Consider the following 25,750-nt stretch of genomic DNA (forward strand, 5'->3'; position numbering starts at 1 on the left):
CATGAAACACCGACCGGAAACCGAGCAGGCAGGCACTACCGCATACCGTCACTCGCCGGCGGGCCCCTATTCGCACCCCGGCCTGCGCCGACGCCTGGCGGCGCTGCGTGCCGGAATGAAAGCGGCAGTGCGTGCGCTGCGCGCCAAGAACACCAGTAACTGAGAACGAAGATGTCCACGCTGACCCGTCAAACCCTGTCCCACCTCGACTGGCTCGAAGCCGAGGCGATCCACATCATGCGCGAGGTCGCCGGCCAGTGCTCGAACCCCGTGCTGCTGTTCTCCGGCGGCAAAGACTCGATCTGCATGCTGCGCATCGCCGAGAAGGCATTCCGCCCGGGCAAGTTCCCCTTCCCGCTGATGCACATCGATACCGGCCACAACTACAAGGAAGTGGTCGAGTTCCGCGACAAGCGTGCAGCCGAATTGGGCGAGCGGCTGATCGTCCGCTCGGTGGAAGACTCCATGAAGCGCGGCACCGTCGTGCTGAAGCACGAGAACGAGTCACGCAACAAGCACCAGTCGGTGACCCTCCTTGAGGCGATCGAGGAATTCGGCTTCGACGCGTGCATCGGCGGCGCCCGCCGCGACGAGGAGAAGGCGCGCGCGAAGGAGCGGATCATGAGCTTCCGCGACGAGTTCGGTCAGTGGGATCCGAAGAACCAGCGCCCGGAGCTGTGGAACCTGTACAACGCCCGCAGCCATAAGGGCGAGAACATCCGCGCCTTCCCGATCAGCAACTGGACGGAAATGGACGTCTGGCAGTACATCGAACGCGAGAAGCTCGAACTGCCGTCGATCTACTTCGCCCACCAGCGCCCGGTGGTCATCCGCCAAGGCGCCATCGTGCCGGTCAACGTGCCGCTGATGACTGGCGAACTGACCAACCTGCCGAAGGCCGGCGAGGAAATCGTCGAACTGCAGGTACGTTTCCGTACCGTCGGCGACATCTCCTGCACGGCACCGGTGGAGTCGGCCGCCGACACCGTGGAGAAGATCGTGATTGAAACTGCCACCACCACAATCACCGAGCGCGGCGCCACCCGTCTGGACGACCAGACCTCCGAGGCGTCGATGGAGCAGCGGAAGAAGGAAGGGTATTTCTGAGGGTTTCGGATGACGAAGTGCGGGGTGCTAATCGAGCGCGGCGGGGAATTTGCTCCGTCGGCTGCGGAACTCGCAGTACAGCGCGCGTCCGCGCTGTCTGCTCAGACAGTCCTCGCCGCTCCGCAAACACCCCGCCCCGCTCTTACTGAGTGCAGGTTGAACGAAAAGCAAAGACGTTCTGAACCGTTCTTAACAGTACAGGTGCAATGGGAATGACGGCGATGCGAAACAGCATTGAACTGCCCTCCAATAAAGCCCCGAACGTAGCCGGGGACGTGCGGGGTGTTCGCGGCGCGGCGAGGACTGTCTGAGCGCAGGCGCGGAAGCGCGCCGCTGCGCGAGTTCCGCAGCCGCAGAGCGAATACCCCGCGCGGCCCCGGCGGATTAGCAGCACCCACGCCCCAACGGCAACCCAACACGCAGCACCGAATTCTAGAAAGCTTGAAGGAAACAAAACCATGTCCGCCCTCGAAAACCTGCCCGACACCGACCACGGCCTCCTGCGCTTCCTCACCTGCGGCAGCGTCGACGACGGCAAGAGCACGCTGATCGGCCGCCTGCTGTTCGACACCAAGACCATCCTCGCCGACACCCTCAACGCCATCGAGAAGACCTCCGCCAAGCGTGGCATGAGCGCCGTCGACCTCTCACTGCTCACCGACGGCCTGCAGGCCGAGCGCGAGCAAGGCATCACCATCGACGTCGCCTATCGCTACTTCTCCACCGGCACGCGCAAGTACATCATCGCCGACGCCCCGGGCCACGAACAGTACACCCGCAACATGGTCACGGCCGCCTCCACCGCCAACCTCGCGATCATCCTCGTCGATGCACGCAAGGGCGTGCTCACGCAGACCCGCCGCCACTCCTACCTTGCCAGCCTCGTCGGCATCCCGCACCTCCTCGTCGCCGTGAACAAGATGGACCTCGTCGACTACGACCAGACCACCTACGAACGCATCAAGGCCGACTACCTCGCCTTCGCCGAAAAACTCGGCATCAAGGACGTGCGCTTCATCCCGCTATCCGCGCTCAACGGCGACATGATCGTCGACCGCGGCGAACGCCTCGGCTGGTACGACGGCCCCACGTTGCTCGAAATCCTCGAGACCGTGCCCGCCGCCCACACCGAACAGGCCGAAAACTTCCGCTTCCCCGTCCAGTTCGTGTGCCGCCCGCAGGATTCCGCGAACCCCGAATTGCACGACTTCCGCGGCTTCATGGGCCGCGTCGAATCCGGCGAGATCGCCGTCGGCGACGCCGTGACCGTCCTGCCCTCGGGCCGCAGCAGCACCGTCAAGGACATCCAGATCGGCGGCGTCGGTATCGAGCGCGCAATCCACGAACAATCGGTCACGCTCCTGCTCGCCGACGAGATCGACATCTCGCGCGGCGACATGATCGTCAAGAGCGCCGAGCAACCCGAGCAATTGAAACAGATCGATGCAACCCTGTGCTGGCTGTCCGAGACGCCGCTGTCACCGGCGCGCACCTACCTGCTGCGCAACACCACGCGCGAAGTGAAGGCCAAGGTCGCCAAGATCGACTACCGGCTCGACGTGAACACGCTCGAACAGGAACCCGCGACGGCACTGGCGATGAACGATATCGCGCGCCTGACGCTCAAACTCGCGCAGCCAATCTTCGCCGATGCGTACGCCGAGAACCGCGCCACCGGCGCCTTCATCATCATCGACGAGAGCACCAACAACACCGTCGGCGCAGGCATGATCGGCTGAACGGCGCGCCCTCAGGTCCGAGCACGCGCACCCCGACCGTCCCTACGACGGCCGGGGTGCAAGCGCTTTTCCCTTTCCGGGCCCGCCTGTGGGAAAATCCCGCCTTGCCGATTTGTCCGCTGGCCGGCACAGCAACGCAATGTAGAAGACACATATGAAATGTCTCGATGATTTCCGCCTGCGGTTCGGGAGCAGGGAATACGTACCGATCATGATTGGCGGGATGGGCGTAGACATCTCGACGTCGGACCTCTCGCTCGAGGCCGCGCGCCTCGGCGGCATAGGGCATATCTCCGACGCCATGCTGCCGACCGTCAGCGACCGTCGCTACGACACCAAGTACGTGCGCAACAAGCTCAAGCAGTACAAGTACAACGTCGCCAACACCGACAAGTCGGACGTGCAGTTCGACCTCGGGCTGGTCGCCGAGGCGACCCAGACCCACGTACGCCGCACGATGGAGCGCAAGCGCGGTGACGGGCTGATCTTCATCAACTGCATGGAAAAGCTCACGATGAACGGGCCGAAGGAGACGCTGCGCGTGCGCCTTCGTACCGCGATGGATGCCGGCATCGACGGCATCACGCTCGCCGCCGGTCTGCACCTGGGCTCCTTCGGCCTGATCGAGGACCACCCGCGCTTCCGCGACGTCAAGCTCGGCATCATCGTCTCCTCGCTGCGCGCACTCGTACTCTTCCTGCGCAAGTCGGCACGCACCAACCGCCTGCCCGACTACGTCGTCGTCGAAGGCCCCCTTGCCGGCGGCCACCTCGGCTTCGGTATGGACTGGTCCGCGTACGACCTGCACACCATCGTCGCCGAAATCCGCGACTACCTGATCGCCGAAAAGCTCGACATCCCGCTAATCCCGGCCGGCGGCATCTTCACCGGCAGCGACGGCGTGTCCTTCCTCGAAACCGGCGCCGCCGCGATACAGGTCGCCACCCGCTTCACCGTGTCGCACGAATGCGGACTGCCGCCAGACGTGCAGCAGCATTATTTCGACGCCAACGAAGACGACATCGAGGTCAACAACACCTCGCCCACCGGCTATCCGATGCGCATGCTGAAAAGCAGCCCGTCGATCGGCTCCGGCATCCGCCCGAACTGCGAAGCCTACGGCTACCTGCTCGACGGCAACGGCAACTGCGCCTACATCAACGCGTACAACCGCGAACTCGAGCTGCACCCGGACGCCAAGCGGCTCAAGGTGATGGACAAGACCTGCCTGTGCACGCACATGCGCAACTTCGACTGCTGGACCTGTGGCCACTACACCTACCGGCTCAAGGACACCTCGCACCGGCGCGCCGACGGCACCTACCAGATCCTGTCCGCCGAGCACATCTTCCACGACTACCAGTACAGCAAGGACAACAAGATCGCGCTGCCTGCGGTCGAAGCCTGCGAACCGGCCAAGTCGGCCTGATACCCGGCCGGCGCAAGCCGGTCGTGCGTGCGAAGGGCGTGCCCGCCACTCCGGCGGCCACGCCCTTCTTGCATCCGCGCCTCCCGACGGTCGCCGGTAGGGGAACGCTCTCGACCGCGCTGCACTCATACGATCGGATGCTTCGTGCATGCCGCACACCGGATGCATTCCGGCGCCAGGAATGCGTATGCGCAGAACGATTTGGGCGCTGCTCGCGCTCGCCCTGCTGATCCTCGGCTTCCTGCTGCACAACCGCCCGGCCGCCGCCCCGCCGACCGGGGAGGTCGTCGTGTTGCGCATCGACGGCGTGATCGGGCCAGCGACCGCCGATTTCTTCGCACGCGAACTTGCCCGCGCGCGTGCGCGACAGGCCGGACTGGTCGTGCTCGCAATGGACACGCCGGGCGGACTCGACACCTCGATGCGCGCCATCATCAAGGACATCCTCGCCGCCCCGATCCCCGTCGCCACCTGGGTCGGCCCCGAAGGCGCGCGTGCCGCGAGCGCCGGCACCTACATCCTGTACGCCAGCCACATCGCGGCGATGGCGCCCGCCACCAACCTCGGTGCCGCCACGCCGGTGGCGATCGGGATGCCCGGCGGCAAGCCGGAAGACGACGCTGCGCGCAAGGAGAAGACGGACGACAACGCCAAGGACAAGGACGGCAAGGCCGCCGGGAGCGCCGCAGGCACCGGCGATGCCATGATGGAAAAGGTCCGCAACGACGCCGCCGCCTACCTGCGCAGCCTCGCGCAACTGCGCGGGCGCAGCGGCGACTTCGCCGAGCGCGCGGTGCGCGAGGCCGCCAGCCTGTCCGCGGACGAGGCGCTCGCCGCGGGCGTCATCGACCTGATCGCCGCCAACCTTCCCGAACTGATGGCGAAGCTCGACGGCCGCGAGGTGAAACTCGATGGCGGGCGCACGCAGCGCCTGTCGACCGCCACCGCGACGATCACCGAAATCGCGCCCGACTGGCGTGTGCGCGTGCTCGCCCTGCTGTCCAATCCCCAGCTCGCGCTGGTGCTGATGATGATCGGCGTCTATGCGCTGTTCTTCGAATTCACCAGCCCCGGCTTCGGCGTGCCAGGCGTCGCCGGCGCGATCTGCCTGCTGATCGCGCTGTACGCCTTCCAGCTCCTGCCGGTGAACTGGGCCGGCGTCGCGCTGGTCGCCCTCGGCGCCATCCTGATGCTCGCGGAAGCCTTCCTGCCGAGCTTCGGCGCACTCGGCGTCGGCGGCATCGTCGCCTTCGTCGTCGGCGGACTGTTCCTCATGGATACCGAGGCCCCCGGCTTCGGCATTCCCCTGCCCTTCCTGGTCGGGCTCGCAGTCGCGAGCGCGCTGACGATCGCGGCCGTCGGCAGCTTCGCCGCCCGCACACGCCAACGCCCCGTCGTCAGCGGCCGCGAGCAGATGATCGGCATGCTCGCAACGGTCAGCACCGTCACCCCGGAAGGCGCACGGGCCCTCGTCCAGGGCGAATCCTGGCGCGTGCTCAGCACTGCGCCCCTCGCGCCCGGGGATCGCGTACGCATCACCGCCCTCGACGGGCTCACCCTGCACGTCGAGCCGCTCACCCCCGATCCGGCCAATCGCCGCGAAGGAATCCCGCCATGATCTTCGATCTCAACCTGGGCCTCGGCACGATCCTCCTCCTGCTCGTTGCGCTCGCTGCGAGTTCGCTGCGCATCCTGCGCGAATACGAACGCGGCGTCGTGTTCATGCTCGGCCGCTTCTGGAAGGTCAAGGGCCCGGGCCTCGTCATCGTGATCCCGGGCATCCAGCAGATGGTCAAGGTCGACCTGCGCGTCGTCACGCTCGACGTGCCGAGCCAGGACGTGATCTCGCGCGACAACGTCTCCGTGAAGGTCAATGCGATCATCTTCTTCCGCGTCATCGACCCGCAGAAGGCGATCATCCAGGTCGAGAACTACCTCGTCGCCACCAGCCAGCTCGCGCAGACGACGCTGCGCGCGGTGCTCGGCAAGCACGAACTCGACGAGATGCTGGCCGAACGCGAGCGCCTCAACCTCGACGTACAGCAGATCCTCGACGCACAGACCGACGGCTGGGGCATCAAGGTCGCGAACGTCGAAATCAAGCACATCGACCTCAACGAGAACATGATCCGCGCGATCGCCCGCCAGGCCGAGGCGGAACGCGAACGGCGCGCCAAGGTGATCCATGCGGAAGGCGAAAAACAGGCCGCGGAGAGCCTCATGAACGCGGCCGAAATGCTCTCGCGCCAGCCCGCCGCGATGCAGCTGCGCTACCTGCAGACCCTCACCCAGATCGCCGGCGACAAGGCCTCGACGATCGTCTTTCCCGTTCCGGTCGACCTGCTGAAAGGGCTGCTCGACGGACTCTCCCACCCGCCCCGGACCTGAGCCCGGCGCGCCGCGCTCATTGCTCCGCGAAGGCGACCGTCACCCGCTTGTTGCGCTTGCCTTCAGAGCGGATGCGCACGACCTTCAGCGGCCCGACTTCGCCGGTGCGTCGCAGGTGGGTGCCGCCGCAGGGCTGCAGATCGACGCCGGGAATGTGAATCGTGCGCACGCTGCCCTGGCCGCGCGGCGGCTGCACGGACATCGTCTTCACCAGCCCGGGATTCGCATCCAGCTCCGCCTCGCTGATCTCGCCCGCCTCGACCGGCGAATCGGCTGCGACGAGGGCATTGAGCCGCGCCTCGATCTGTGCCGCGTCGAGCCTGTCCATCTCGATGTCGAAATCGAGATGCGCCTTGTCCTCCGCCATGCGCCCGCCGCTCACCGGCGCCGCCACGACCGCGCACAGCAGATGCAGTCCGGTGTGATATCGCATCAAGCGGTAACGCCGCTCCCAGTCGATCTCCGCCGTCACGGCCGCCCCCGCCGGCGGCGCCTCCGCGCCTTCGGCAAGCACATGCACGACCGTCCCGCCCTCGCCCTTCACGGCCTCGACAACCGGCACGCGCGTCCCGTCCGGCCCGATCAGCACCCCGCAATCCCCCGGCTGCCCCCCGCCGGTCGGGTAGAACACGCTGCGGTCGAGCACGACGCGGTTCGTGTCGACCGCGACCACCTGCGCAGTACAGGAACGGGCATAGGCATCCAGGCGAAACAGCGCTTCGGTCATGCGGACCTCCAGTAGTTTCAGGGCAGAACCATCGCCAGCGCGATCGGCAGGAACACGACCGCCGCAACGTTGCCGATCAGCACCATCGACGCGACCACCGCGGGCTCCTGATGGTAGCGTTCGGCGAAGATATAGTTCAGCACCGCCGGCGGCAGGGCACCGAACACGACCACCAGTGCGCGCTCCTGCGCCGACAGGTCGAACATCTGCAGCACCGCCAACGCCAGCACCATGCCTACGACGGGCCGCGCGACGGCGGCATACAGGCCCAGGCCGAGCGAGGCGATGCGCGAATCGGTCAAGCGCACACCCAGCGCGAACAGCATCAGCGGGATCGAAATATCGCCCAGCATCTTGATCGCGAGCATCAGCGGCGGCCACACCTCGATGCCGGCAATCCCGACCGCCAAGCCCGCGAAGGTCGCCAGCACCGACGGCACCCGCCACACCGTCCACACCTTGATGCGATGGTCGAGCAGCCACGCACCGAACGAGAAGTGCAGCAGGTTCGACACCATGAACATCACCACGGCCGGCGCCAGCGCCGCGTCGCCAAACGCCAGCACCGCCAGCGGCAGCCCCAGGTTGCCGCAATTGTTGAACATCAGCGGCGGCACGAAAGTTTTCTGCGCGATGCCCGACAGGCGCGCGAGCACGTAGCCGGCCGCACCCGAACCGATCACCATCAGCAGCGTCGCGACGGTCAGCGAGCCGAACTCCGCGACGCGGAATTCCTTGTTCGCGAGCGCCGCGAACACCAGCGCCGGGATGAACACGTCCATATTGAGCTTGTTCGCATGCGACAGGTCCGGCCGCATCCGCCTGCCGACGAAGTAGCCCAATGCAGTCAGCGCGAACAGCGGGAAGAGGATCGAAACGATGCGGATCAGCATTAAGGGCGAAGAGGTTCAGCGAAACCGCCGCAGGACGGCGGCGACAAAAAAGGGCCCGACAGGGCCCCTCGCGATGCGCAGGCGCAGGCTCAGAAGCTCGCGCCGATCAGCAACTGATGCAGGTCGATGCCGTGGTTGGGCGTCTCGATGTCGCCGTTCGAATAATGCGAAAAGCGCCAGCCCACCGAAAACCGGCCGCCCAGCTCGAGGCCCAAGCCCGCGTGCTGCGAGAACTGGAAGGCCGTCGAGAACACCTTGGGCCCCAGGTCCGTGCGACTCAGGAGCGCGGCACCAAGACCCAACTCGGCGTAAGGCTGGAAATTCCCTTTACCGCGCACCATGCGCAGCATGCCGATCGCACCGGCCTGGTTCAGCGTGTTCGGGCCAGCGCTCGAACCACTGTAATGAAACCGGCTCAATTCCAGTTCCGGGTGCAGACCGGCATGCCACGCGCCCCAGTCGCGCCCCCACAGCGGACCGAGGCGCACGGACAGGCCCGTGCGGTCGTAATTGTCATGCTCGCCGTGAAACACGCTGACGGCCGGCTCCGCCGCCGACACGGCACCCGCCGCCAGCATCGAAGCCGCCACGCACATCAGGAACTTCATTCAGCACCTCACAGAACGTAACGCGCGAGATCCTCACGCTGGGCGAACACCTCAAGCCGCCCATCGACGTATGCCGCGTCGATCATCAGCCTGTCCACGCCGCTCTTGCCGGCCTCGAAGGAAATCTCCTCGAGCAGCTTCTCCATCACCGTATACAGGCGCCGCGCGCCGATGTTCTCGGTCTTCTCATTCACCTGGAAGGCGATCTCGGCGAGGCGGCGGATGCCCGCGTCGGCGAACTCCAGCGTCACCCCCTCGGTCGCGAGCAAGGCCTGATACTGCCGTACGAGGCAGGCGTCAGTCTGCGTGAGGATGCACACGAAATCCTCCACCGACAGGCTCTCGAGCTCGACCCGGATCGGGAAGCGCCCCTGCAGCTCGGGGATCAGATCGCTCGGCTTCGACAGGTGGAACGCGCCGCTGGCGATGAAGAGCACATGATCGGTCTTGATCATGCCGTACTTGGTCGACACCGTCGTGCCCTCGACGAGCGGCAGCAGGTCGCGCTGCACGCCCTGGCGCGACACGTCGGCACCATGCACATCCGAACGCGCTGCGATCTTGTCGATCTCGTCGAGGAACACGATGCCGTTCTGCTCCACTGCACGGATCGCGTCCGCCTTCACTTCCTCGTCGTTGATCAGGCGCACGGCCTCCTCGTCGGCAAGCGCCTTCAGCGCCTCGCCGATCTTCATCTTGCGCAGCTTCTTCTTGCCGCCGCCCAGATTCTGGAACATGCCCTGGATCTGCTGCGTGAGCTCCTCCATGCCCGGAGGCGCGAAAATCTCCGCCGTCATCGCGTTCGCGGCGACCTCGATCTCGATCTCCTTGTCGTCGAGCTCGCCCTCGCGCAGCTTCTTGCGGAATTTCTGCCGTGTCGCCGTGTCCTGCGGCTCCGGGTCGGCGGCGAAGCCAACCGGGCGCGCCGGCGGCAGCAGCGCGTCGAGCACGCGGTCCTCGGCCGCGTCCATCGCACGATCGCGCACCGTCTTCATCTCCCGCTCACGCCCGTCCTTGATCGCGACCTCCACCAGATCGCGGATGATCGTCTCAACATCCCGGCCGACGTAGCCCACTTCAGTGAACTTCGTCGCCTCGATCTTGATGAAGGGCGCGTTTGCCAGGCGCGCCAGGCGGCGCGCGATCTCGGTCTTGCCGACGCCCGTCGGCCCGATCATGAGGATGTTCTTGGGCGTAATCTCGCTGCGCAGCGGCTCCTCGACCTGCGCGCGCCGCCAGCGGTTGCGCAGCGCAATCGCAACGGCCTTCTTCGCCTTGCCCTGTCCGACGATGTGCTTGTCGAGTTCGGAGACGATCTCCGGCGGGGTCATCTGCGTCATCCCTCGATCACCTCGATCACGTGGCTCTGATTGGTATAAATACACAGATCGCCCGCGATCTGCAGTGATTTACGCACGATTTCCTCGGGTGGAAGCTCAGTGTTTTCCAGCAACGCGCGCGCCGCCGACTGCGCATAGGCGCCACCGCTGCCGATCGCGACGATGCCCAGCTCCGGCTCCAACACGTCGCCATTACCGGTGATCACCAGCGAATTGTCGCGATCCGCGACCGCCAGCATCGCCTCCAGTCGCCGCAGCACGCGGTCCGTGCGCCAATCCTTGGCAAGCTCCACCGCGCTGCGCAGCAGGTTGCCCTGATGCTTCTCCAGCTTTGCCTCGAAGCGCTCGATCAGCGTGAAGGCATCCGCCGTGCCGCCCGCGAAACCCGCGAGGATCTTGCCCTGATAGATCGGCCGTACCTTGCGCGCCGTCGCCTTGATGACGATATTGCCCAGGGTGACCTGGCCGTCGCCTCCCAGCGCGACACGATTGCCGCGGCGCACCGAGAGGATCGTGGTGCCGTGATACTGTTCCATTCGATTTTCCTCGAGTCCGAAAGGACGGCGAATCCGGTCAGCTACGCAGCAGCACCACGGCGACCTGATCGACCCCCATCACCCGCAGCAATGCGGCGACCATCGCGTTAACATTGCGCAGCACGACCGTCTTACCCTGCGCCTGCAGGGTTGCAAGAATATTGAAAAGCGTGCCCGCGCTGACGAAATCGATGCGGCGCAACTGGCCACAGTCGACCTCGACGCTCTGCAGGCCGCTCGCGTGCGCGGCCAGCTTGCGGATCTTCTCGACCGCCGCGCTGGTAAGGTCCCCGTCGAGCACGAAATCGTCGCTCGCGGGCGCGTCCAGATCGAGCGCGACCTCATGGACTGCCGTCGTCGAGGCCGCCTGTGCGACGCGCGCCTCCCAGGACGGCGGCGACTCCTCGAAGGTGATCGCGTAATCCACCGCCAGGTTCTCGAAACGCTCCTGCTCGCCGGTGTGCTGCAGCATCTCCAGCATCAGCAGCCAGATGTCCCGCCCGCTGGGCTCGCCGGTGCGCACCTGTCCGGCCAGCATCTCCGCGAGTTGGCCGCAGTTCAGCAGCGACACCTTCACGCGCTCCGCCGCGAGTTCGCGCAACACGTTGCGAAACAGCGTGCATCCGTTTTCATCGACCGAGCGCAGACGCCCCAGATCGATGCGGATCGCGCCGCTCTTCTTGCCGATGATGGCGATCTGCTGGAACTGCGCCGCGGCCTGACCGGAAAGGCTGCCCGACATGTTCACCATCGGCGCCACGTTCGAACGCGGATTTTCCTGCGCACTCGACAAATCCGTCCACGGCGGCGGCGACCGCTCGAAGCGCGTCGCGTAGTCCAGCACCCGCGCCTCGAAACGCTGGCGCTGCCCGGTCAGCCGGTACAGGTCGAGCAGCATCATCCACAGGCCCTCGCCCGTATGGCTGCCCTGCCCGTCCAGCACCGCATTGAGCGCCGCCTCCGCCTCCACCGTGTTTCCGTTCGCGTACAGCACGGCGGCTTCCTCATAGGCAGCACCGATGCCCGCACCCATCTCCTGCACTTCGACCTGGCCGGCGCAATGCGCCAGGGCGTGCGTCGGGTCGCCGACCGAAAAATCCAGCTTGGACAGCTCAGGCGGCTCCGCTGGCGGCGTCGCCGACGAAGGCGCGGTACCTGACGGCGGCGTACCGGGAGCGGGCTTCTTGCCGAAGAATGGAAGAACCACGTTACGACCTGTGCAAACGGAAATGGACTTGTCGGGGATGTGGAAGGATAGCATTTCGGAACCGGCTCTTGCGCCCCTTGCTGCACCGCAGCCGAACGCAGGGCCGACCTCACCTTACCTTTTGCAAAACAGTCCGGGCGCCGCGGATGTTAAATAAGGCGCACCGTCGGCTAGAATGTTGCGATGCACACACCTCGCCCGTCGTCGATCTCCGGCGAAAACTGCGTATTTTCGCTGCCGGTCCGAGTGTATTACGAGGATACCGACGCCGCCGGAGTCATCTACTACGCCAACTACCTGCGCTACTGCGAACGCGCGCGCACCGAATGGCTGCGCGCAGCGGGCTTCGAACAACAGAAGCTGCTGACCGAGCAGCGCATCGGCTTCGTCGTCCGGTCCGTCGCCGGCGATTATCTGTCACCCGGAATGCTCGATGATGCGTTACATGTCACGACGGGGGTCGAAACGCTCCGCGGCGCGAGCCTGGTGTTCGTGCAGAAGGTAATGCGCGGCGAAGAAGTCCTGTTCCGCGGCCGCTTCGTCATCGCCTGCGTCGACCTCGACAGGAAACGCCCAACCCCGCTCCCCGCAGACATGCGCACAAAACTGGAAAAACTCGTACAAGCATGACCGCCACTCACGATCTCTCGATCATCAGCCTCATCGGCCAGGCCAGTGTCCTGGTCCAGCTCGTCATGGCCCTGCTCGCAGGCCTGTCGCTCCTGTCCTGGTACTGGATCTTCCGCAAATCCTTCCAGATCCGCGCCGCCCGCAACAAGACCAACGGCTTCGAGCGCGACTTCTGGAGCGGCGGCGACCTCAACTCGATGTTCCAGTCGGCCGCCGCCGCGCGTCATGAAACCGGCGGCATGGAGCGCATCTTCGAGTCCGGCTACCGCGAATTCACCAAGCTACGCAGCAAGAGCCACGATCACGCGGCGGTCATCGACGGCGCGCGGCGCGCGATGCGCGCCACCTACCAGCGCGAGGTCGACGATCTCGAAGCGCACCTCGCCTTCCTCGCCTCGGTCGGCTCGGTGTCCCCGTACATCGGCCTCTTCGGCACCGTGTGGGGCATCATGAACGCCTTCCGCGGCCTGTCCAACGTCAGCTCCGCAACCCTCGCGAACGTCGCCCCGGGCATCGCCGAGGCGCTGGTCGCCACCGCGATCGGCCTCTTCGCCGCGATCCCAGCGGTGGTCGCCTACAACCGCTTCGCGCACGACATCGACCGCATCAGCATCCGCTTCGAGAGCTTCATGGAAGAGTTCTCGAACATCCTGCAGCGCCAATTGCGCTGAGCGGGAGGAAACACCGATGCGCCAGCGCCGCCTGATGAACCAGATCAACGTCGTGCCTTACATCGACGTGATGCTGGTGCTGCTCGTGATCTTCATGGTCACCGCGCCGATGATCCAGACCGGCAGCGTCGATCTCCCCACCGTGGGCGGAGTGCCGCAACCGCCGGCCGAAGCGATGGTGGTGTCCGTGAAGAAGGACGGCTCGCTGACCTTCAAGGTCACGAGCAACTCGACCGAGCAGAAGATGAGCAACACCGAATTGCTGCGCGAACTGCACAACGCGCTGCAGCGCAATCCGCAGCAACCGATCCTGGTCGCCGCAGACAAGCAGGTGTCGTACGAACGAGTGATGGACACGCTGGACAGCATCCGCAAGGCCGGCTTCCAGAAGGTCGGCCTCCAGACGAGCACCAGCAGCACCCGATGAAAGACACGCACCTTGACCTGCAGCGCGACCAGCCCGGCAAATGGGCCTCGCTGGCGCTGACGGTCGCCGTTCACCTGGGCCTCGTTGCGTTCCTGATCTTCGGCATCCGCTGGCAGAGCAGTCCGCCCGCGGCGCTCGAAGTCGAACTCGTCGCCCCGCCCGCGGCCCAACCGACATTACCGCCGCCCGCGCCGGAACCCAAGCCGGAGCCGAAACCCGAACCCAGGCCGGAGCCGCCCAAACCCCAGCCCAAGCCGGAACCGAAGCCCGAACCCAAGCCCGAGCCGAAGAAACCCGAACCGAAGCCGGACATCGCGACCAAGGCGCCCGAGGTCAAGAAACCGCCCAAACCGGAACCGAAGCCCGAGCCCAAACCGGAACCCAAACCCGAGCCGAAGAAGCCCGAACCGAAGCCGGAGCCCAAGAAGCCCGAGCCCAAGCCGGTGACACCGCCCAAGGACGATTACCTGGCGCAGAAGCTCGCGCAGGAAACGGCGCAAACCCGCGCCCGCGCAGACCTCGAACGCATGATGCGCGAGGATGCCGCACGTTCGTCGGCCACGCGCACGAAGGGCGTCGTCGACGCCTACCGGAACGCGATCAGCACCAAGGTGCGCGGCAATCTGCTGCGCCCGCCCGGTCTGAGCGGCAACCCCGAGGCGGTGTTCGAGGTCGATCAGCTCCCCAGCGGCGAGGTGCTCGCGATCCGCCTCAAGCGCTCCTCGGGCGTCGCGGCGCTCGACGATGCGATCGAGCGCGCGATCCGGCGTTCGAGCCCGTTGCCGCTGCCCAAGGAGCCGGAACTGTTCGAGCGCACCCTCGAACTGCGCTTCCGGCCGCTCGAAGAATAAGGGAACCATTCGAATCAGTTTCGATCTTTAGGCATCGCGTTCGACTCCATTCGTTATAATTCGCCTTTAGGCAAGCCCCAGCCATGAGAAAACTCCGCTCCGCATACCATCTGCTCATCGCTGCCGCACTGACCCTCGTCAGCGCCGTCGCGCATGCACAGCTGTCGATCGAGATCACGGGCGCCGGCGCGAGCCGCTTCCCCGTCGCGATCCCCGTGTTCGAAAACGAAGGCAGCCTGCCGCGTGGCGTCACCGACGTCGTGCGCGCCGACCTCGAGCGCAGCGGACTCTTCAGCCTCGTCGACATGGGCCTCGCCGCCTTCCCCGTTACGGCCGTTCCCGATATGGCCTCGGTCCGCGGCCGCGGCGCCGACGCGGTGCTGACCGGCAGCATCTTTCAGCAAGGCGACGGCCGCTTCGAAGTGCGCTTCCGCCTCTTCGACACGCAGAAGCAAACCGAACTGGGCGGTCTGTCGATGCGCATGGCCCCGGCACAGAACCGCGCCATCGGCCACAAGATCGCCGATTTCGTTTACGAGAAGCTCACCGGCCAGCCCGGCTACTTCTCGACCCGCATCGCCTACGTCGTCAAGAGCGGCCCGAACGCGGCGCCGCGCTACGAGCTGCAGATCGCCGACGCCGACGGCATGAACGCCGCCGCCGCACTGGCCTCGCGCGAACCGATCATCTCGCCCGCCTGGGCGCCGGACGGCCAGCGTCTCGCCTACGTCTCGTTCGAGGCCAAGAAGCCCGTCGTCTACGTGCATACCCTTGCCACCGGCCAGCGCCAGGTGGTCGCGAACTTCAAGGGCTCCAACTCCGCCCCGGCTTGGGCACCGGACGGCCAGCGCCTCGCCGTCGTGCTCACGAAGGACGGCCAGTCGCAGCTCTACGTCCTTAATGCCGACGGCTCCGGCGTGCGCCGCCTCGCCACTTCGCCTGGCATCGACACCGAACCCGCATGGTCGCCCGACGGCGCGTGGATCTACTTCACCTCCGACCGCGGCGGCAGCCCGCAGATCTACCGTACCTCCTCCAGCGGCGGCAGTGCCCAGCGCGTCAGCTTCGAAGGCAACTACAACGTGACCCCGCGCCCCTCGGCCGACGGCACGAGCCTTGCCTTCATCACGCGCAACAGCGGGCGCTTCCAGGTGGCCATCATGGACCTCACCACCCGCCAGACCACGATCCTCACCGACTCGGCGCGTGACGAGTCGCCCAGCTTCGCGCCCAACGGCCGCATGATCCTCTACGCCACCGACGCCGGCGGCCGCGGAGTGCTTGCAGCAGTTTCGTCCGACGGCCGGGTGAAGCAGCGCCTGTCGGTGCAGGCCGCCGATGTCCGCGAGCCCTCCTGGGGCCCGCAGAGCCGGTAACTCCCTCCCGCAAGCAACAACACTGTTCGACTAGATCAGGAAACCCCATGAAAAAAGTGCTCGTCCCCGTCCTCCTTTCCACCCTTCTCGCCGCTTGCAGCAGCACCGGCACCTTCGACCAGCCCGCCGCCGGCGCCGCTGTCGATGAGCGCAGCCAGGGCGCCGGCTCCGGCGTCGCCACCGTGACCGCCCCGAGCGCATCCGGCTCCGGCATCGCCGCGCTGACCGACCCGAAGAACATCCTGTCCAAGCGCAGCGTGATGTTCGACTTCGACAGCTACGTCATCCGTGACGAGGCCCGTCCGCTGGTCGAAGCGCACGCCAAGTTCCTCGTGCAGAACCCGACGATGAAGATGCTGATCCAGGGCAACGCCGACGAGCGCGGCAGCCGCGAATACAACCTCGCCCTCGGCCAGAAACGTGCCGACGCCGTGCGCAAGGCCCTGACCCTGCTCGGCGCCAAGGAAACGCAGATCGAATCCGTCAGCCTCGGCGAGGAAAAGCCGCGCTGCACGGAAGCGACGGAAGACTGCTTCGCGCAGAACCGTCGCGGTGACATGCTCTACTCGGGCGAATTCTGATGACGCGCCTCCTGCCGCTCGCGGTCGTTGCCGCCCTGTCGTACGTCGCGCCGTCCCACGCGCTGTTCGACGACGAGGAGGCGCGGCGCGCAATCACCAACTTGCGCACGGACATCACCCCCCGCATCGAACGGCTGGAGGCCAGCAGCAGCGGGCAGCTCGAACTGGCGAACCAGAACGAGCTGCTTCGCACCGAAGTATCGAAACTCCACGGACAACTCGAAGTCCTCTTGCACGAGATCGAAGCGCTGAAGCAGCGCCAACGCGATTTCTACGTCGATCTCGACAACCGCGTGCGCAAGCTCGAGACCGCACCGGTCGCAGCCGCGCCGGAAGCCCCCGCGCCCGATCCCGCAGCCGAGTCGCGCGACTACGAAGCCGCGCTGAACCTGCTCAAGGAAGGCAAGTACAAGGAAGCGCAAGCCGCCTTCGACCAATTCATCAAGCGCTACCCGCGCAGCGGCGTGCAGCCCGGCGCGCATTTCTGGGCCGGCAATGCCGCCCTGCAGGCGAAGGAAGTCGCTGTCGCCAACAACTATTTCAAGAGCGTGCTGACGAACTGGCCGAACGACCCCGTCGCGCCCGACGCCATGCTCGGCATGGCCAACTGCCAGCAAGCCCTGGGCGACGCCAAGTCGTCGCAGGAAACGCTGAAGAAGCTCGTCGAACGCTTCCCCGACAGCTCCGCAGGCAAGGCGGCCAAGCAGCGCCTCGCACGCAAGTCCTGAAGTCCGCATGACCCTTTCCGAAACCGCCGGCCCCAGGCTGCGGATCACCGAGATCTTCGCGTCAATCCAGGGCGAGTCGACGCGTGTCGGCCTGCCCACGGTGTTCGTGCGCCTGACCGGCTGCCCGCTGCGCTGCAGCTGGTGCGACACCGAATACGCCTTCCAGGGCGGAGAAAACCGCAGCATCGCCGAGGTGCGCGACGCGGTCGCCACTCACGGCATCCCGCACGTGTGCGTCACCGGCGGCGAGCCGCTGGCACAGAAATCCTGCCTCCCGCTGCTCGCGGCCCTGTGCGACGCCGGCTTCTCGGTATCGCTCGAAACCAGCGGCGCGCTCGACATCGCTGCGGTCGATCCACGCGTGTCGCGCATCATGGACCTCAAGCCCCCCGGCTCGGGCGAGGTCTCGCGCAACCGCTGGGAAAACCTCGCCCACCTCACCGCGCACGACGAGATCAAGATCGTCCTCGCCGACGAGGCCGATTACGCGTGGGCGAAGGCCCAGATCGCACTGCACGACCTCGCCGGGCGCTGCACCGTCCTGCTGTCGCCGGTACAGGGCAGCCTCGACCCGACCCTGCTCGCCGAGTGGATCGTGCGCGACCGCCTGCCGGTACGCTTCCAGCTGCAACTGCACAAGATCCTGTGGAACGACGCGCAGGGACGCTGAACGCCCGCGTGCCGCGCCCTGTTGTTTTCGCCTCCGCCCGGAGCCCCCTGCCATGACCAACCATCCCGAGCGCGCCGTCATCCTTCTCTCCGGCGGACTGGACTCCGCCACCTGCCTCGCGATCGCCCGCGACATGGGCTTCGAGACCTACGCACTGTCGGTCGCCTACGGCCAGCGCCATGCAGCCGAACTCGACGCCGCGCGGCGCATCGCCGCCGCGCTCGGCGCACGCGAGCACCGCATCGCGAGCGTCGAGTTGGGCCAGTTCGGCGGCTCCGCACTGACCGACGACAAAATCCCCGTTCCCGTCGAAGGCAGCACCGGCGGCATCCCCGTGACCTACGTCCCGGCACGCAACACCGTGATGCTGTCGATTGCGCTGGCCTGGGCCGAGGTGCTCGGCGCGAACCACATCTTCGTCGGCGTGAATGCGGTCGACTACTCCGGCTACCCGGACTGCCGCCCCGAATTCATCGCCGCCTTCGAGACGATGGCCAACCTCGCCACCAAGGCCGGCGTCGAGGGCACGCGCCTCAGGATCCACGCGCCGCTGATCGCGCTGTCCAAGGCCGACATCATCCGTCGCGGCAGCGCCTTGGGCGTCGATTACGGCCAGACCGTTTCCTGCTATCAGGCCGACGACGCCGGGCGCGCGTGCGGCATGTGCGACGCCTGCCGCCTGCGCCGTGCCGGCTTCGAGGCGGCCGCAGTTCCGGACCCCACGCGGTATGCTTGAATACGCATCGCGCCCGGTCCGCACCGGCGCATGCAGACAATGACGGGTGACTGATTCGCCATCCCCGGCCGGACACCCATTTCGTAATAGGCGCTCAGTCGAAACCCTTTGACCTAGGTCAGCCCTGTTTGCTGAAAGGTTTCGTAACATCTTTGGCTGTAACCTTGCGTCCTCGCGGGAGACCTTTCGATGCAGTTCCGTCTAGTCCGGTATTTCACGCTCGCCAGCCTGGGCATGTTCGCCCTGGTCGCGCTGAGCCTCATCTACTTCGAACGCCAGCAGGGCGACTTCTTCCGCCAGACCGGTGACGATCAACGGACCTTCTTCGGCGAAGTGCAGCAATCCTTCGCCAAGCAGCAAGAAGACTCCGCGCGCCGCGACCTGCTGACGATTCACGAGGCGGGCAACGTCAACCTCACGCGCCTGTTCGCGAACGCCCTATGGGAAAGGGATTTCGCCCCTTTCGTCGCCCAGGCGCAGACCATCGATGCACAGGCCTGCCAGGCAATGGCGGACGTCACCGACGACAAGGGCAAGAAGGTCGCTCCGCCCGAGAAGAAGGCCTGCTTCGCCGAAGTCGGCAAGCGCATTGCGGCCCTGCCCGACTTCAAGTCGATCGATGCAAAGGTGTTCGCATCGATGAAGAAGAGCACCGTGTTCAAAATCAAGGTGTTCGACCTGCGCGGAATCACCGTGTACTCGTCCGAACACGCGCAGATGGGGGAAGACAAGAGCACCAATGCCGGCTGGCGCAGCGCGGCCTTCGACGGTGTACCCAAGAGCGAGCTCACCCACCGCGGCAAGTTCAGCGCCTTCGAGGGCGTCGTCGAGAACCGCGACCTGATCAGCAGCTACCTGCCCGTCCTCGAGCCCGGCAGCTCGCGCATCGTCGGCGTGTTCGAGGTGTATTCCGACGTAACCCCCTTCCTGAAGCAGATCCAGCAGACCTCCGAGCAGATCCGCGCAACCGCGTCCAGCAACCAGGAGAAGCTCGAAGCCGCCGCGGTCGAAAACCAGGCCGCCGTCGACGCGACCTCCTACCGCCAGTTCGCGACGATCGGCCTGCTGCTCGTGCTGCTCTTCGCGGCCCTGCTGGCGATCGTGCGCCGCGCCGACAGGATCATCCAGCAGCAGGAAGCCGAGCGCGCCCACACCCATCAGCAGCTCGCCCAATCCGAGAAGATGGCCTCGCTCGGCCAGATGGTCGCCGGTGTCGCACACCAGCTCAACACGCCGCTCGCGTTCTCGCAGAACAATATCCTGATGGTCAAGGACGCACTCCAGAGCATGGAACTGCCGATGAAGGTCGCCGGCAAGCTCTCGACCATCCTCGAGGACGTCGAAGGCGACAAGGTCACGATCAAGGTGTCGCAGCTCAAGGCAAACCTCGACAAGCTGCAGGAAGGCAATGTCGACGTCGGCATGCTGCAGGAGATGCTCAAGGACGTCCTCGGCGGCATCGACCAGATGTCCGAGCTCGTCGTGAACCTGCGCGACTTCACCCGCCTGGACCGTGCGGCGACGACCAACGCGGATCTCAACAAGTCCCTGCACACGGTCGCCTACATCGCGCAGACGGTGATTCCCAAGGACATCGAACTCGTCGAGGAATATGGCGAACTGCCCGACGTCGAGTGCAACCCCTCGCAGCTCAACCAGGTGTTCCTCAACCTCATCAACAACGCCGCTCACGCGATCGAAGGCCCCGGCCGCATCCGTGTCCGCAGCGTAGCCGAGGGCGACCAGGTCCGCATCGAAGTGCAGGACAACGGCCGCGGCATCCCCGACGACGTGCTGCCGCACATCTTCGACCTCTATTACACGACCAAGCCTGCGGGCGAAGGCACCGGCCTCGGCCTCGCGATTGCGCGTAACATCGTCACCGAACACGGTGGCGACATCACTGTCAGCACGCGCGTCGGCGTGGGCACGACCTTCGCGGTCACGCTGCCGGTACGCCAGCAGCAGCCCCTCGCCAAGGCCGCCTGACACAGGCAGGAGAAAGACACATGACACGATTGGCCGGCAAGGTCCTCTGCGTCGACGACGAACCGGGCATCGTCCGTTCCCTGCAGTGGTTGCTGCAGAAGCAGTTCGAGGTAATCACGGCAACCAGCGGCGCCGAAGCGCTCGAACTCGTGAAGCTGCACGACTTCGACGTCGTGATCAGCGACCAGCGCATGCCGACGATGACCGGCGTCGAGGTTCTGCGCGAAGTGAGGAAGCTGTCGCCGCGCTCGATGCGCATCCTGCTCACCGGCTACTCGGACATGCAGGCGATCGTACGCTCGGTGAATGAAAGCGAGGTGTTCCGCTTCATCAACAAACCGTGGAACATCGCTGAACTTCCCAAGGTCGTCGCGCAGGCCATCACGATCGCCAAGACCCAGCCCGTCGAGGCTGCCGCACCGGAGATTTCAGAGGACGCGCCCATCATCGCGAACGGCGAACGCATCCTCGTCATCGACGACGACCCCGAGATGGGACGCGCCGTCTCCGACCTCGTCGGCGCCAGCGCGAAAGTGTCCTTCACGCGCAACCTCGCCGACGCTGTGGGCATCCTCAACAGCGAGCAGGTGTCGGTGATCGTCTCCGAAACCCGCGTCGGCACCATCGACGCGACGCGGCTGGTACGTCTCATGAAGAGCAAGCATCCCGAGATCGTCACGGTCATGCTCACGGCCGAGAGCGACGCCGACACCATCACGACGCTGATCAACCAGGGCCAGATCTACCGCTTCGTCCCCAAGCCCATCCGCACCGGCTACCTGAAGCTCGTGTTGCAGTCCGCGCTGCGCAAGCACAACGCGCTGGCCAGCGACCCGGCCCTGACTTTCCGCCACACCGTCGAGGCCACGTCGGCGGGCGCCATGGAGGCCCTGATTTCCGACGTCCAGCAGGCCGCACCGCACGCCGAAACGGCCGCCGCAGCCAAGGGCGGCGGCTTCATGGCCTCCCTCGGCGCAGGCTTCCGCCGCCTCTTCGGGGCCGGATAACGCAATTTCTGTCACAATTACTTGACGGAGCTCGAACCGTTGCATAAAATTCGGCTCCTTCTGCACGAGGGTCGTTAGCTCAGCTGGTAGAGCAGCGGACTTTTAATCCGTTGGTCGCAGGTTCGAATCCCGCACGGCCTACCACCTTACCGGTGGAATTTTCCGGCAGAAGATTGGCAGCACCCGGGGGTATAGCTCAGTTGGTAGAGCAGTTGACTCTTAATCAATTGGTCGTAGGTTCGAATCCTACTGCCCCCACCAGACACTGAAAAGGCCAGCTCCCGCAGCTGGCCTTTCTGCTTTCTGCAACGTCGACGACACCCCTGCGATGCAGGCATATGACGTTAAGCAACTCCAGTCGCCGTCGCCTTCGGCATAATATCCGGATGTGCACGAGAGGCGGATCATGACGGCTATCCAGGACTCCGGGCAATTTGCCCACATCGTCTTCCAGAACGCTGCTGAAGGCATCGCGATCACCGACCCCCAGGGACGCATCCTGGCGGTCAATGGCGCATTCACCGCGCTGACCGGATACCCCGCCGGGGACGTCGTCGGCAAGACCCCGGCAATGCTCCGCTCCGGACGGCACGGGCGCGAGTTCTACGCGCGCATGTGGGTCGCGCTGCGCGACGAAGGGCACTGGCAGGGCGAGATCTGGAACCGCCGCAAAAGCGGCGAGATCTACCCGGAGTGGCTGTCGATCAGCACGGTACGGGATGAGACCGGCGAGGTCCTCCACTACGTCGGCGTATTCACCGACATCTCCCGCATCATGGTGGAGCAGGAAAAGCTACGCGACCTTGCTTACCACGACCCGCTTACCCGTCTGCCGAACCGCATGCTGCTGCGCGACCGCTTCGAGCAGGCCGCGCGGCGCAGCCTGCGTGACGCGCATCAGCTCGCGGTGCTGATGGTCGAGGTGGCACCGCAGGGCAAGGTGCCGAACGACCCGTTCCTCGTCGCCGCGTCGGAGCGGCTGGCGACGCACCTGCGCGAAACCGACACGTTCGCGCGCTACGGCGAGAACGAATTCCTGGTATTGATCGAAGGCATCAACGGCCCGCGCGATGCAAGCGTGACGGCCGACCAGCTGCTCAAGGCGCTCGAGAAGCCGCTGTCGGTGGACGGCCTCGACGTTTACGCCACCGCGAACATCGGCATCAGCCTGTATCCGATGGACGGCTACACGCTGGACGACCTCGCAACCGCGGCCGATGCGGCGATGCTGAAGGCGCGCAGCCACGACCGCCACGGATTCCGCTTCTACTCCGCCGAGATGACTGCCTTCGCCAACGAACGCGCGACGATCGAACGCCAATTGCGCCGTGCCATCGCCGACGGCGCGCTGGAACTCCACTTCCAGCCGCAGTTCGACGTCTCGGGCAGCTCGGTGGTGGGCGTCGAGGCGCTGGTGCGCTGGACCGATCCGCAAATCGGCGCGATCGACCCGGACCGCTTCGTGCCGATCGCCGAAGACGACGGCCTCATCCATCCGCTCGGCGAATGGGTGATGCGCAAGGCATTCACACAGTTCGTGTCGTGGCAGGCGGCGGGCATCGCGCCGCCGGTGCTGTCGCTGAACATCTCGGCACGCCAGCTCGAACGCATCGACTTCGTCGACAGCGTCGCGGCACTCGTCGCCGAGACGGGCATTTCGCCGCGCTCGCTGGAGTTCGAGTTCCGCGAGTCGGTGCTCTCTGACGTCGCCTACGTTGTCCCCGCCCTCGAGGCACTCGACCGGATGGGCATCGGGCTGTCGATCGACGGTTTCGGCACGGGGTTCTCGCCGCTCGGAAACCTCAAGACGCTGCCGATCTCGAAGCTCAACATCGACCGCAGCTTCGTGAGCGGCATCGGCAGCAACCAGGGCAACGACACCATCGTGCGCACCGTGCTGGGCGTCGCGCGCACGCTGGGGCTACGCGTGATCGCCGAAGGGGTGGAGACCGAGGACCAGGCCGTATTCCTGCGCAACGAGGGATGCGACGAGTTCCAGGGCCACCTCTACGGGCAGGCGGTGTGCGGGGAAGACTTCGTACGCCGTTTCGCGCGACCGCGAACCTGACGATTTTCGCGCCGATTCCGTGCCGAAATCGCCCATTCCGGCGCGGAACAGTTTGGTGCGTCTAGCGGTTTTGGGTACATTTCCGCTCATCCGCTTCAGGACTCCCAAGGCCGGCAACGGCCGCCCATCCCGACAGGCGCCGGCAACGGCGTCATCGATCAACTACTCCAATAAAGAGGAAAATCGTGTCGAACAGTCCATATGAACAAGGTTTGGGCAAAAACGCCGCGAACTACGTGCCGCTCTCGCCGCTGAGCTACCTCGAGCGCTCGGCGTACGTGTATCCGCAGCGCACGTCGGTGATTCACGGCGACCGCAGCTTCACCTGGGCGCAGACCTACGAGCGCTGCCGGCGCCTCGCCAGCGCACTGGTGCAAAAGGGCGTCGGGCGGGGCGACACGGTCGCCGTAATGCTGCCCAACGTGCCATCCATGTACGAAGCGCATTTCGGCGTACCGATGACCGGCGCGGTCCTGAACACGCTGAACACGCGCCTCGATCCTGAAGCGATCGCGTTCATGCTCGCGCACGGCGAAGCCAAGGTGCTGATCACCGACCCCGAGTTCGCGACCACCATCCGCCGCGCGCTGGACTTGCTCGAGGGACCCAAGCCGCTGGTCATCGACTCACTGGATGCGGAGTACCCCAGCGCCGACCGCTGCGGCGAGATCGAGTACGAGGACTTCATTGCCGGCGGCGATCCGAATTACACATGGCGCCTGCCGCAGGACGAGTGGGACGCGATCGCGCTGAACTACACGTCGGGCACGACCGGCAATCCCAAGGGCGTTGTTTACCATCATCGCGGCGCCTACCTGAACGCGGCCTCGAACATCATCAGCTGGGGCATGCCGCAACACGCGGTGTACCTGTGGACGCTGCCGATGTTCCACTGCAACGGCTGGTGCTTCCCGTGGACGATGGCGGCCAATGCAGGCATCAACGTGTGCCTGCGCAAGGTCGACGTCGCGCTGATCTGCGAGCTGATCCGCAAGCACAAGGTCAGCCATTTCTGCGGCGCGCCGATCGTGCATGGCATGCTGATCAACGCACCCGAAGGCATGCGCGCAGGCATCGAGCACAAGGTGTCGGCGCTGATCGCCGGGGCCGCGCCTCCGGCCGCGATCATCGAGGGCATGGAGCGCATCGGCTTCGACATCACGCACGTATATGGCCTGACCGAGACCTATGGCCCGGCGTCGGTGTGCGCGAAGCACCCCGAATGGGACGACCTGCCGATCGCCAACCGCGCGGAGCGCAACGGTCGCCAGGGGGTGCGCTACCACATGCAGGAAGCGATCACGGTGCTCAATCCGGAGACGATGGAGCCCGTGCCGGCCGACGGCGAGACGATGGGCGAACTCATGTTCCGCGGCAACCTCGTCATGAAGGGCTACCTGAAAAACGAGAAGGCAAGCGAGGAGGCCTTCGCGGGCGGCTGGTTCCACACCGGCGACCTGGGCGTGATGCAGCCGGACGGCTACGTCAAGATCAAGGATCGCTCCAAGGACGTGATCATCTCGGGCGGCGAGAACATCTCGTCGCTGGAGGTCGAGGACGTGCTGTACCGTCATCCGGCGGTGATGACGGCGGCGGTGGTGGCGAAGCCCGATCCGAAGTGGGGTGAGGTGCCGGCGGCCTACATCGAGGTCAAGGAAGGCGTTGCGGTGACGGCCGAGGACATCATCGCGCACTGCCGCGAGCATCTCGCGCGCTACAAGGTGCCGAAGTTCGTCGAGTTCTGCGTGTTGCCCAAGACCTCGACCGGCAAGATCCAGAAGTTCGTGCTGCGCGAGCAGGCGAAGTCGACGTCCGCGATCGAGTAACACGCGACTGCCGGACCGCGTCCGGAAAAGCCGCCGTTGCACAAGCAACGGCGGCTTTTTTCTTGCCGTGCCGCCTGCAGATCGAGCAACCATGCGGGTTCACCCGTAGTCCACACGCATTGACGCCCCGATGCACGGGTGTTAACTTGTGCCGGCCGTGATCAAAGATACATATCTATGCAACACTGATTCTTATAATCGGTTCGTCGCCCGCGA

25 protein-coding genes and 2 tRNA genes are annotated in these 25,750 nt (G+C 65.5%); 21 read left to right on the forward strand and 6 right to left on the reverse strand.

Features of this window, described 5'->3' with window-relative positions; genetic code table 11:
- Position 1 precedes the first annotated feature (1 nt).
- The 6 genes from AzCIB_RS24320 (at position 2) to AzCIB_RS21130 (ending at position 6,663) form a co-directional block, all read left to right on the forward strand.
- Positions 2-163, forward strand: a complete 162-nt coding sequence (locus AzCIB_RS24320; RefSeq protein ID WP_157058545.1) for a hypothetical protein — start codon at positions 2-4, stop codon at positions 161-163.
- An 8-nt stretch (positions 164-171) separates the two neighbouring features.
- Positions 172-1,107: a sulfate adenylyltransferase subunit CysD gene (gene cysD, locus AzCIB_RS21110; protein ID WP_050417701.1), complete on the forward strand. Its 936-nt coding sequence runs from the start codon at positions 172-174 to the stop codon at positions 1,105-1,107.
- Positions 1,108-1,565: 458 nt separating this feature from the next.
- Positions 1,566-2,846 carry a sulfate adenylyltransferase subunit CysN gene (cysN, locus tag AzCIB_RS21115; protein ID WP_050417702.1) on the forward strand — a complete coding sequence of 427 codons (1,281 nt, stop codon included), beginning with the start codon at positions 1,566-1,568 and terminating at the stop codon, positions 2,844-2,846.
- A gap of 154 nt (positions 2,847-3,000) precedes the next feature.
- Positions 3,001-4,275 (forward strand): nitronate monooxygenase, encoded by a 1,275-nt coding sequence (locus AzCIB_RS21120; protein WP_050417703.1) that lies wholly within the window; start codon positions 3,001-3,003, stop codon positions 4,273-4,275.
- Between the two features lie 187 nt (positions 4,276-4,462).
- A complete protein-coding gene (locus AzCIB_RS21125; protein WP_050417704.1) occupies positions 4,463-5,893 on the forward strand; it encodes an NfeD family protein in 1,431 nt (476 codons plus the stop codon).
- Positions 5,890-6,663 carry a slipin family protein gene (locus AzCIB_RS21130; protein ID WP_050417705.1) on the forward strand — a complete coding sequence of 258 codons (774 nt, stop codon included), beginning with the start codon at positions 5,890-5,892 and terminating at the stop codon, positions 6,661-6,663. Before AzCIB_RS21125 ends, AzCIB_RS21130 begins: the two co-directional genes overlap by 4 nt.
- Before the next feature lie 16 nt (positions 6,664-6,679).
- Here the strand turns inward: AzCIB_RS21130 and AzCIB_RS21135 are convergent, their stop codons facing one another.
- The 6 genes from AzCIB_RS21135 to AzCIB_RS21160 all read right to left on the reverse strand — a co-directional run bounded on the left by AzCIB_RS21135 (position 6,680) and on the right by AzCIB_RS21160 (position 11,974).
- The gene (locus tag AzCIB_RS21135) at positions 6,680-7,390 is read right to left on the reverse strand and encodes an alanyl-tRNA editing protein (RefSeq protein ID WP_050417706.1); all 711 of its coding nucleotides are present in this window, start codon (positions 7,388-7,390) and stop codon (positions 6,680-6,682) included.
- A 17-nt stretch (positions 7,391-7,407) separates the two neighbouring features.
- A complete protein-coding gene (locus tag AzCIB_RS21140) occupies positions 7,408-8,283 on the reverse strand; it encodes an AEC family transporter (protein ID WP_050417707.1) in 876 nt (291 codons plus the stop codon).
- 89 nt (positions 8,284-8,372) lie between these two features.
- The gene (locus AzCIB_RS21145) at positions 8,373-8,891 is read right to left on the reverse strand and encodes an acyloxyacyl hydrolase (protein WP_050417708.1); all 519 of its coding nucleotides are present in this window, start codon (positions 8,889-8,891) and stop codon (positions 8,373-8,375) included.
- An 8-nt stretch (positions 8,892-8,899) separates the two neighbouring features.
- A complete protein-coding gene (gene hslU, locus AzCIB_RS21150) occupies positions 8,900-10,231 on the reverse strand; it encodes an ATP-dependent protease ATPase subunit HslU (protein ID WP_050417709.1) in 1,332 nt (443 codons plus the stop codon).
- On the reverse strand, positions 10,228-10,767 hold the full coding sequence (gene hslV / locus AzCIB_RS21155) for an ATP-dependent protease subunit HslV (protein ID WP_050417710.1): 540 nt from the start codon (positions 10,765-10,767) through the stop codon (positions 10,228-10,230). Before hslV ends, hslU begins: the two co-directional genes overlap by 4 nt.
- 37 nt (positions 10,768-10,804) lie before the next feature.
- Positions 10,805-11,974, reverse strand: a complete 1,170-nt coding sequence (locus AzCIB_RS21160; RefSeq protein WP_050417711.1) for an STAS domain-containing protein — start codon at positions 11,972-11,974, stop codon at positions 10,805-10,807.
- A gap of 183 nt (positions 11,975-12,157) precedes the next feature.
- Here AzCIB_RS21160 and ybgC point away from each other — a divergent pair, with 183 nt between their 5' ends.
- The 15 genes from ybgC to AzCIB_RS21235 all read left to right on the forward strand — a co-directional run bounded on the left by ybgC (position 12,158) and on the right by AzCIB_RS21235 (position 25,534).
- A complete protein-coding gene (gene ybgC, locus AzCIB_RS21165; RefSeq protein WP_050417712.1) occupies positions 12,158-12,604 on the forward strand; it encodes a tol-pal system-associated acyl-CoA thioesterase in 447 nt (148 codons plus the stop codon).
- Positions 12,601-13,275 (forward strand): protein TolQ, encoded by a 675-nt coding sequence (tolQ, locus tag AzCIB_RS21170; RefSeq protein ID WP_050417713.1) that lies wholly within the window; start codon positions 12,601-12,603, stop codon positions 13,273-13,275. The genes ybgC and tolQ overlap by 4 nt, the downstream gene beginning before the upstream one ends.
- Positions 13,276-13,291: 16 nt before the next feature.
- Positions 13,292-13,702: a protein TolR gene (tolR, locus tag AzCIB_RS21175; protein ID WP_050417714.1), complete on the forward strand. Its 411-nt coding sequence runs from the start codon at positions 13,292-13,294 to the stop codon at positions 13,700-13,702.
- Positions 13,699-14,553: an energy transducer TonB gene (locus AzCIB_RS21180; RefSeq protein ID WP_050417715.1), complete on the forward strand. Its 855-nt coding sequence runs from the start codon at positions 13,699-13,701 to the stop codon at positions 14,551-14,553. Before tolR ends, AzCIB_RS21180 begins: the two co-directional genes overlap by 4 nt.
- Positions 14,554-14,636: 83 nt before the next feature.
- Positions 14,637-15,929, forward strand: coding sequence for a Tol-Pal system beta propeller repeat protein TolB (tolB, locus tag AzCIB_RS21185; protein ID WP_050417716.1), 1,293 nt, complete (start codon positions 14,637-14,639; stop codon positions 15,927-15,929).
- 47 nt (positions 15,930-15,976) lie between these two features.
- Entirely contained in the window at positions 15,977-16,510 is a 534-nt protein-coding gene (gene pal, locus AzCIB_RS21190) for a peptidoglycan-associated lipoprotein Pal (RefSeq protein ID WP_050417717.1), read from the forward strand.
- Entirely contained in the window at positions 16,510-17,238 is a 729-nt protein-coding gene (gene ybgF, locus AzCIB_RS21195; RefSeq protein ID WP_050417718.1) for a tol-pal system protein YbgF, read from the forward strand. Before pal ends, ybgF begins: the two co-directional genes overlap by 1 nt.
- A 7-nt stretch (positions 17,239-17,245) precedes the next feature.
- Positions 17,246-17,908, forward strand: a complete 663-nt coding sequence (gene queE / locus AzCIB_RS21200) for a 7-carboxy-7-deazaguanine synthase QueE (protein ID WP_050417719.1) — start codon at positions 17,246-17,248, stop codon at positions 17,906-17,908.
- A 52-nt stretch (positions 17,909-17,960) separates the two neighbouring features.
- A complete protein-coding gene (queC, locus tag AzCIB_RS21205; protein ID WP_050417720.1) occupies positions 17,961-18,644 on the forward strand; it encodes a 7-cyano-7-deazaguanine synthase QueC in 684 nt (227 codons plus the stop codon).
- 189 nt (positions 18,645-18,833) lie between these two features.
- The gene (locus AzCIB_RS21210) at positions 18,834-20,633 is read left to right on the forward strand and encodes an ATP-binding protein (protein WP_050417721.1); all 1,800 of its coding nucleotides are present in this window, start codon (positions 18,834-18,836) and stop codon (positions 20,631-20,633) included.
- 20 nt (positions 20,634-20,653) lie between these two features.
- Entirely contained in the window at positions 20,654-21,640 is a 987-nt protein-coding gene (locus tag AzCIB_RS21215) for a response regulator (RefSeq protein WP_050417722.1), read from the forward strand.
- Between the two features lie 68 nt (positions 21,641-21,708).
- Positions 21,709-21,784 (forward strand) — tRNA-Lys (locus tag AzCIB_RS21220).
- Between the two features lie 41 nt (positions 21,785-21,825).
- Positions 21,826-21,901 (forward strand) — tRNA-Lys (locus AzCIB_RS21225).
- 145 nt (positions 21,902-22,046) lie between these two features.
- Positions 22,047-23,708 (forward strand): putative bifunctional diguanylate cyclase/phosphodiesterase, encoded by a 1,662-nt coding sequence (locus tag AzCIB_RS21230; RefSeq protein WP_050417723.1) that lies wholly within the window; start codon positions 22,047-22,049, stop codon positions 23,706-23,708.
- Positions 23,709-23,893: 185 nt separating this feature from the next.
- Positions 23,894-25,534: an acyl-CoA synthetase gene (locus AzCIB_RS21235; RefSeq protein ID WP_050417724.1), complete on the forward strand. Its 1,641-nt coding sequence runs from the start codon at positions 23,894-23,896 to the stop codon at positions 25,532-25,534.
- Positions 25,535-25,750 lie beyond the last annotated feature (216 nt).

The sequence above is a fragment of the Azoarcus sp. CIB genome (assembly GCF_001190925.1).
Classification (GTDB): domain Bacteria; phylum Pseudomonadota; class Gammaproteobacteria; order Burkholderiales; family Rhodocyclaceae; genus Aromatoleum.

What these genes read in the sequence shown, in the direction of transcription:
- AzCIB_RS21180 (WP_050417715.1), top strand. Translation starts at nt 13,699, where the DNA reads ATGAAAGACACGCACCTTGACCTGCAGCGCGACCAGCCCGGCAAATGG.
- cysN (WP_050417702.1), top strand. Translation starts at nt 1,566, where the DNA reads ATGTCCGCCCTCGAAAACCTGCCCGACACCGACCACGGCCTCCTGCGC.
- queC (WP_050417720.1), top strand. Translation starts at nt 17,961, where the DNA reads ATGACCAACCATCCCGAGCGCGCCGTCATCCTTCTCTCCGGCGGACTG.
- cysD (WP_050417701.1), top strand. Translation starts at nt 172, where the DNA reads ATGTCCACGCTGACCCGTCAAACCCTGTCCCACCTCGACTGGCTCGAA.
- AzCIB_RS21140 (WP_050417707.1), bottom strand. Translation starts at nt 8,283, where the DNA reads ATGCTGATCCGCATCGTTTCGATCCTCTTCCCGCTGTTCGCGCTGACT.
- AzCIB_RS21130 (WP_050417705.1), top strand. Translation starts at nt 5,890, where the DNA reads ATGATCTTCGATCTCAACCTGGGCCTCGGCACGATCCTCCTCCTGCTC.
- tolB (WP_050417716.1), top strand. Translation starts at nt 14,637, where the DNA reads ATGAGAAAACTCCGCTCCGCATACCATCTGCTCATCGCTGCCGCACTG.
- pal (WP_050417717.1), top strand. Translation starts at nt 15,977, where the DNA reads ATGAAAAAAGTGCTCGTCCCCGTCCTCCTTTCCACCCTTCTCGCCGCT.
- AzCIB_RS21210 (WP_050417721.1), top strand. Translation starts at nt 18,834, where the DNA reads ATGCAGTTCCGTCTAGTCCGGTATTTCACGCTCGCCAGCCTGGGCATG.
- ybgC (WP_050417712.1), top strand. Translation starts at nt 12,158, where the DNA reads ATGCACACACCTCGCCCGTCGTCGATCTCCGGCGAAAACTGCGTATTT.
- AzCIB_RS21230 (WP_050417723.1), top strand. Translation starts at nt 22,047, where the DNA reads ATGACGGCTATCCAGGACTCCGGGCAATTTGCCCACATCGTCTTCCAG.
- hslV (WP_050417710.1), bottom strand. Translation starts at nt 10,767, where the DNA reads ATGGAACAGTATCACGGCACCACGATCCTCTCGGTGCGCCGCGGCAAT.
- tolQ (WP_050417713.1), top strand. Translation starts at nt 12,601, where the DNA reads ATGACCGCCACTCACGATCTCTCGATCATCAGCCTCATCGGCCAGGCC.
- AzCIB_RS24320 (WP_157058545.1), top strand. Translation starts at nt 2, where the DNA reads ATGAAACACCGACCGGAAACCGAGCAGGCAGGCACTACCGCATACCGT.
- tolR (WP_050417714.1), top strand. Translation starts at nt 13,292, where the DNA reads ATGCGCCAGCGCCGCCTGATGAACCAGATCAACGTCGTGCCTTACATC.
- AzCIB_RS21135 (WP_050417706.1), bottom strand. Translation starts at nt 7,390, where the DNA reads ATGACCGAAGCGCTGTTTCGCCTGGATGCCTATGCCCGTTCCTGTACT.
- AzCIB_RS21215 (WP_050417722.1), top strand. Translation starts at nt 20,654, where the DNA reads ATGACACGATTGGCCGGCAAGGTCCTCTGCGTCGACGACGAACCGGGC.
- AzCIB_RS21125 (WP_050417704.1), top strand. Translation starts at nt 4,463, where the DNA reads ATGCGCAGAACGATTTGGGCGCTGCTCGCGCTCGCCCTGCTGATCCTC.
- hslU (WP_050417709.1), bottom strand. Translation starts at nt 10,231, where the DNA reads ATGACGCAGATGACCCCGCCGGAGATCGTCTCCGAACTCGACAAGCAC.
- AzCIB_RS21120 (WP_050417703.1), top strand. Translation starts at nt 3,001, where the DNA reads ATGAAATGTCTCGATGATTTCCGCCTGCGGTTCGGGAGCAGGGAATAC.
- queE (WP_050417719.1), top strand. Translation starts at nt 17,246, where the DNA reads ATGACCCTTTCCGAAACCGCCGGCCCCAGGCTGCGGATCACCGAGATC.
- AzCIB_RS21145 (WP_050417708.1), bottom strand. Translation starts at nt 8,891, where the DNA reads ATGAAGTTCCTGATGTGCGTGGCGGCTTCGATGCTGGCGGCGGGTGCC.
- ybgF (WP_050417718.1), top strand. Translation starts at nt 16,510, where the DNA reads ATGACGCGCCTCCTGCCGCTCGCGGTCGTTGCCGCCCTGTCGTACGTC.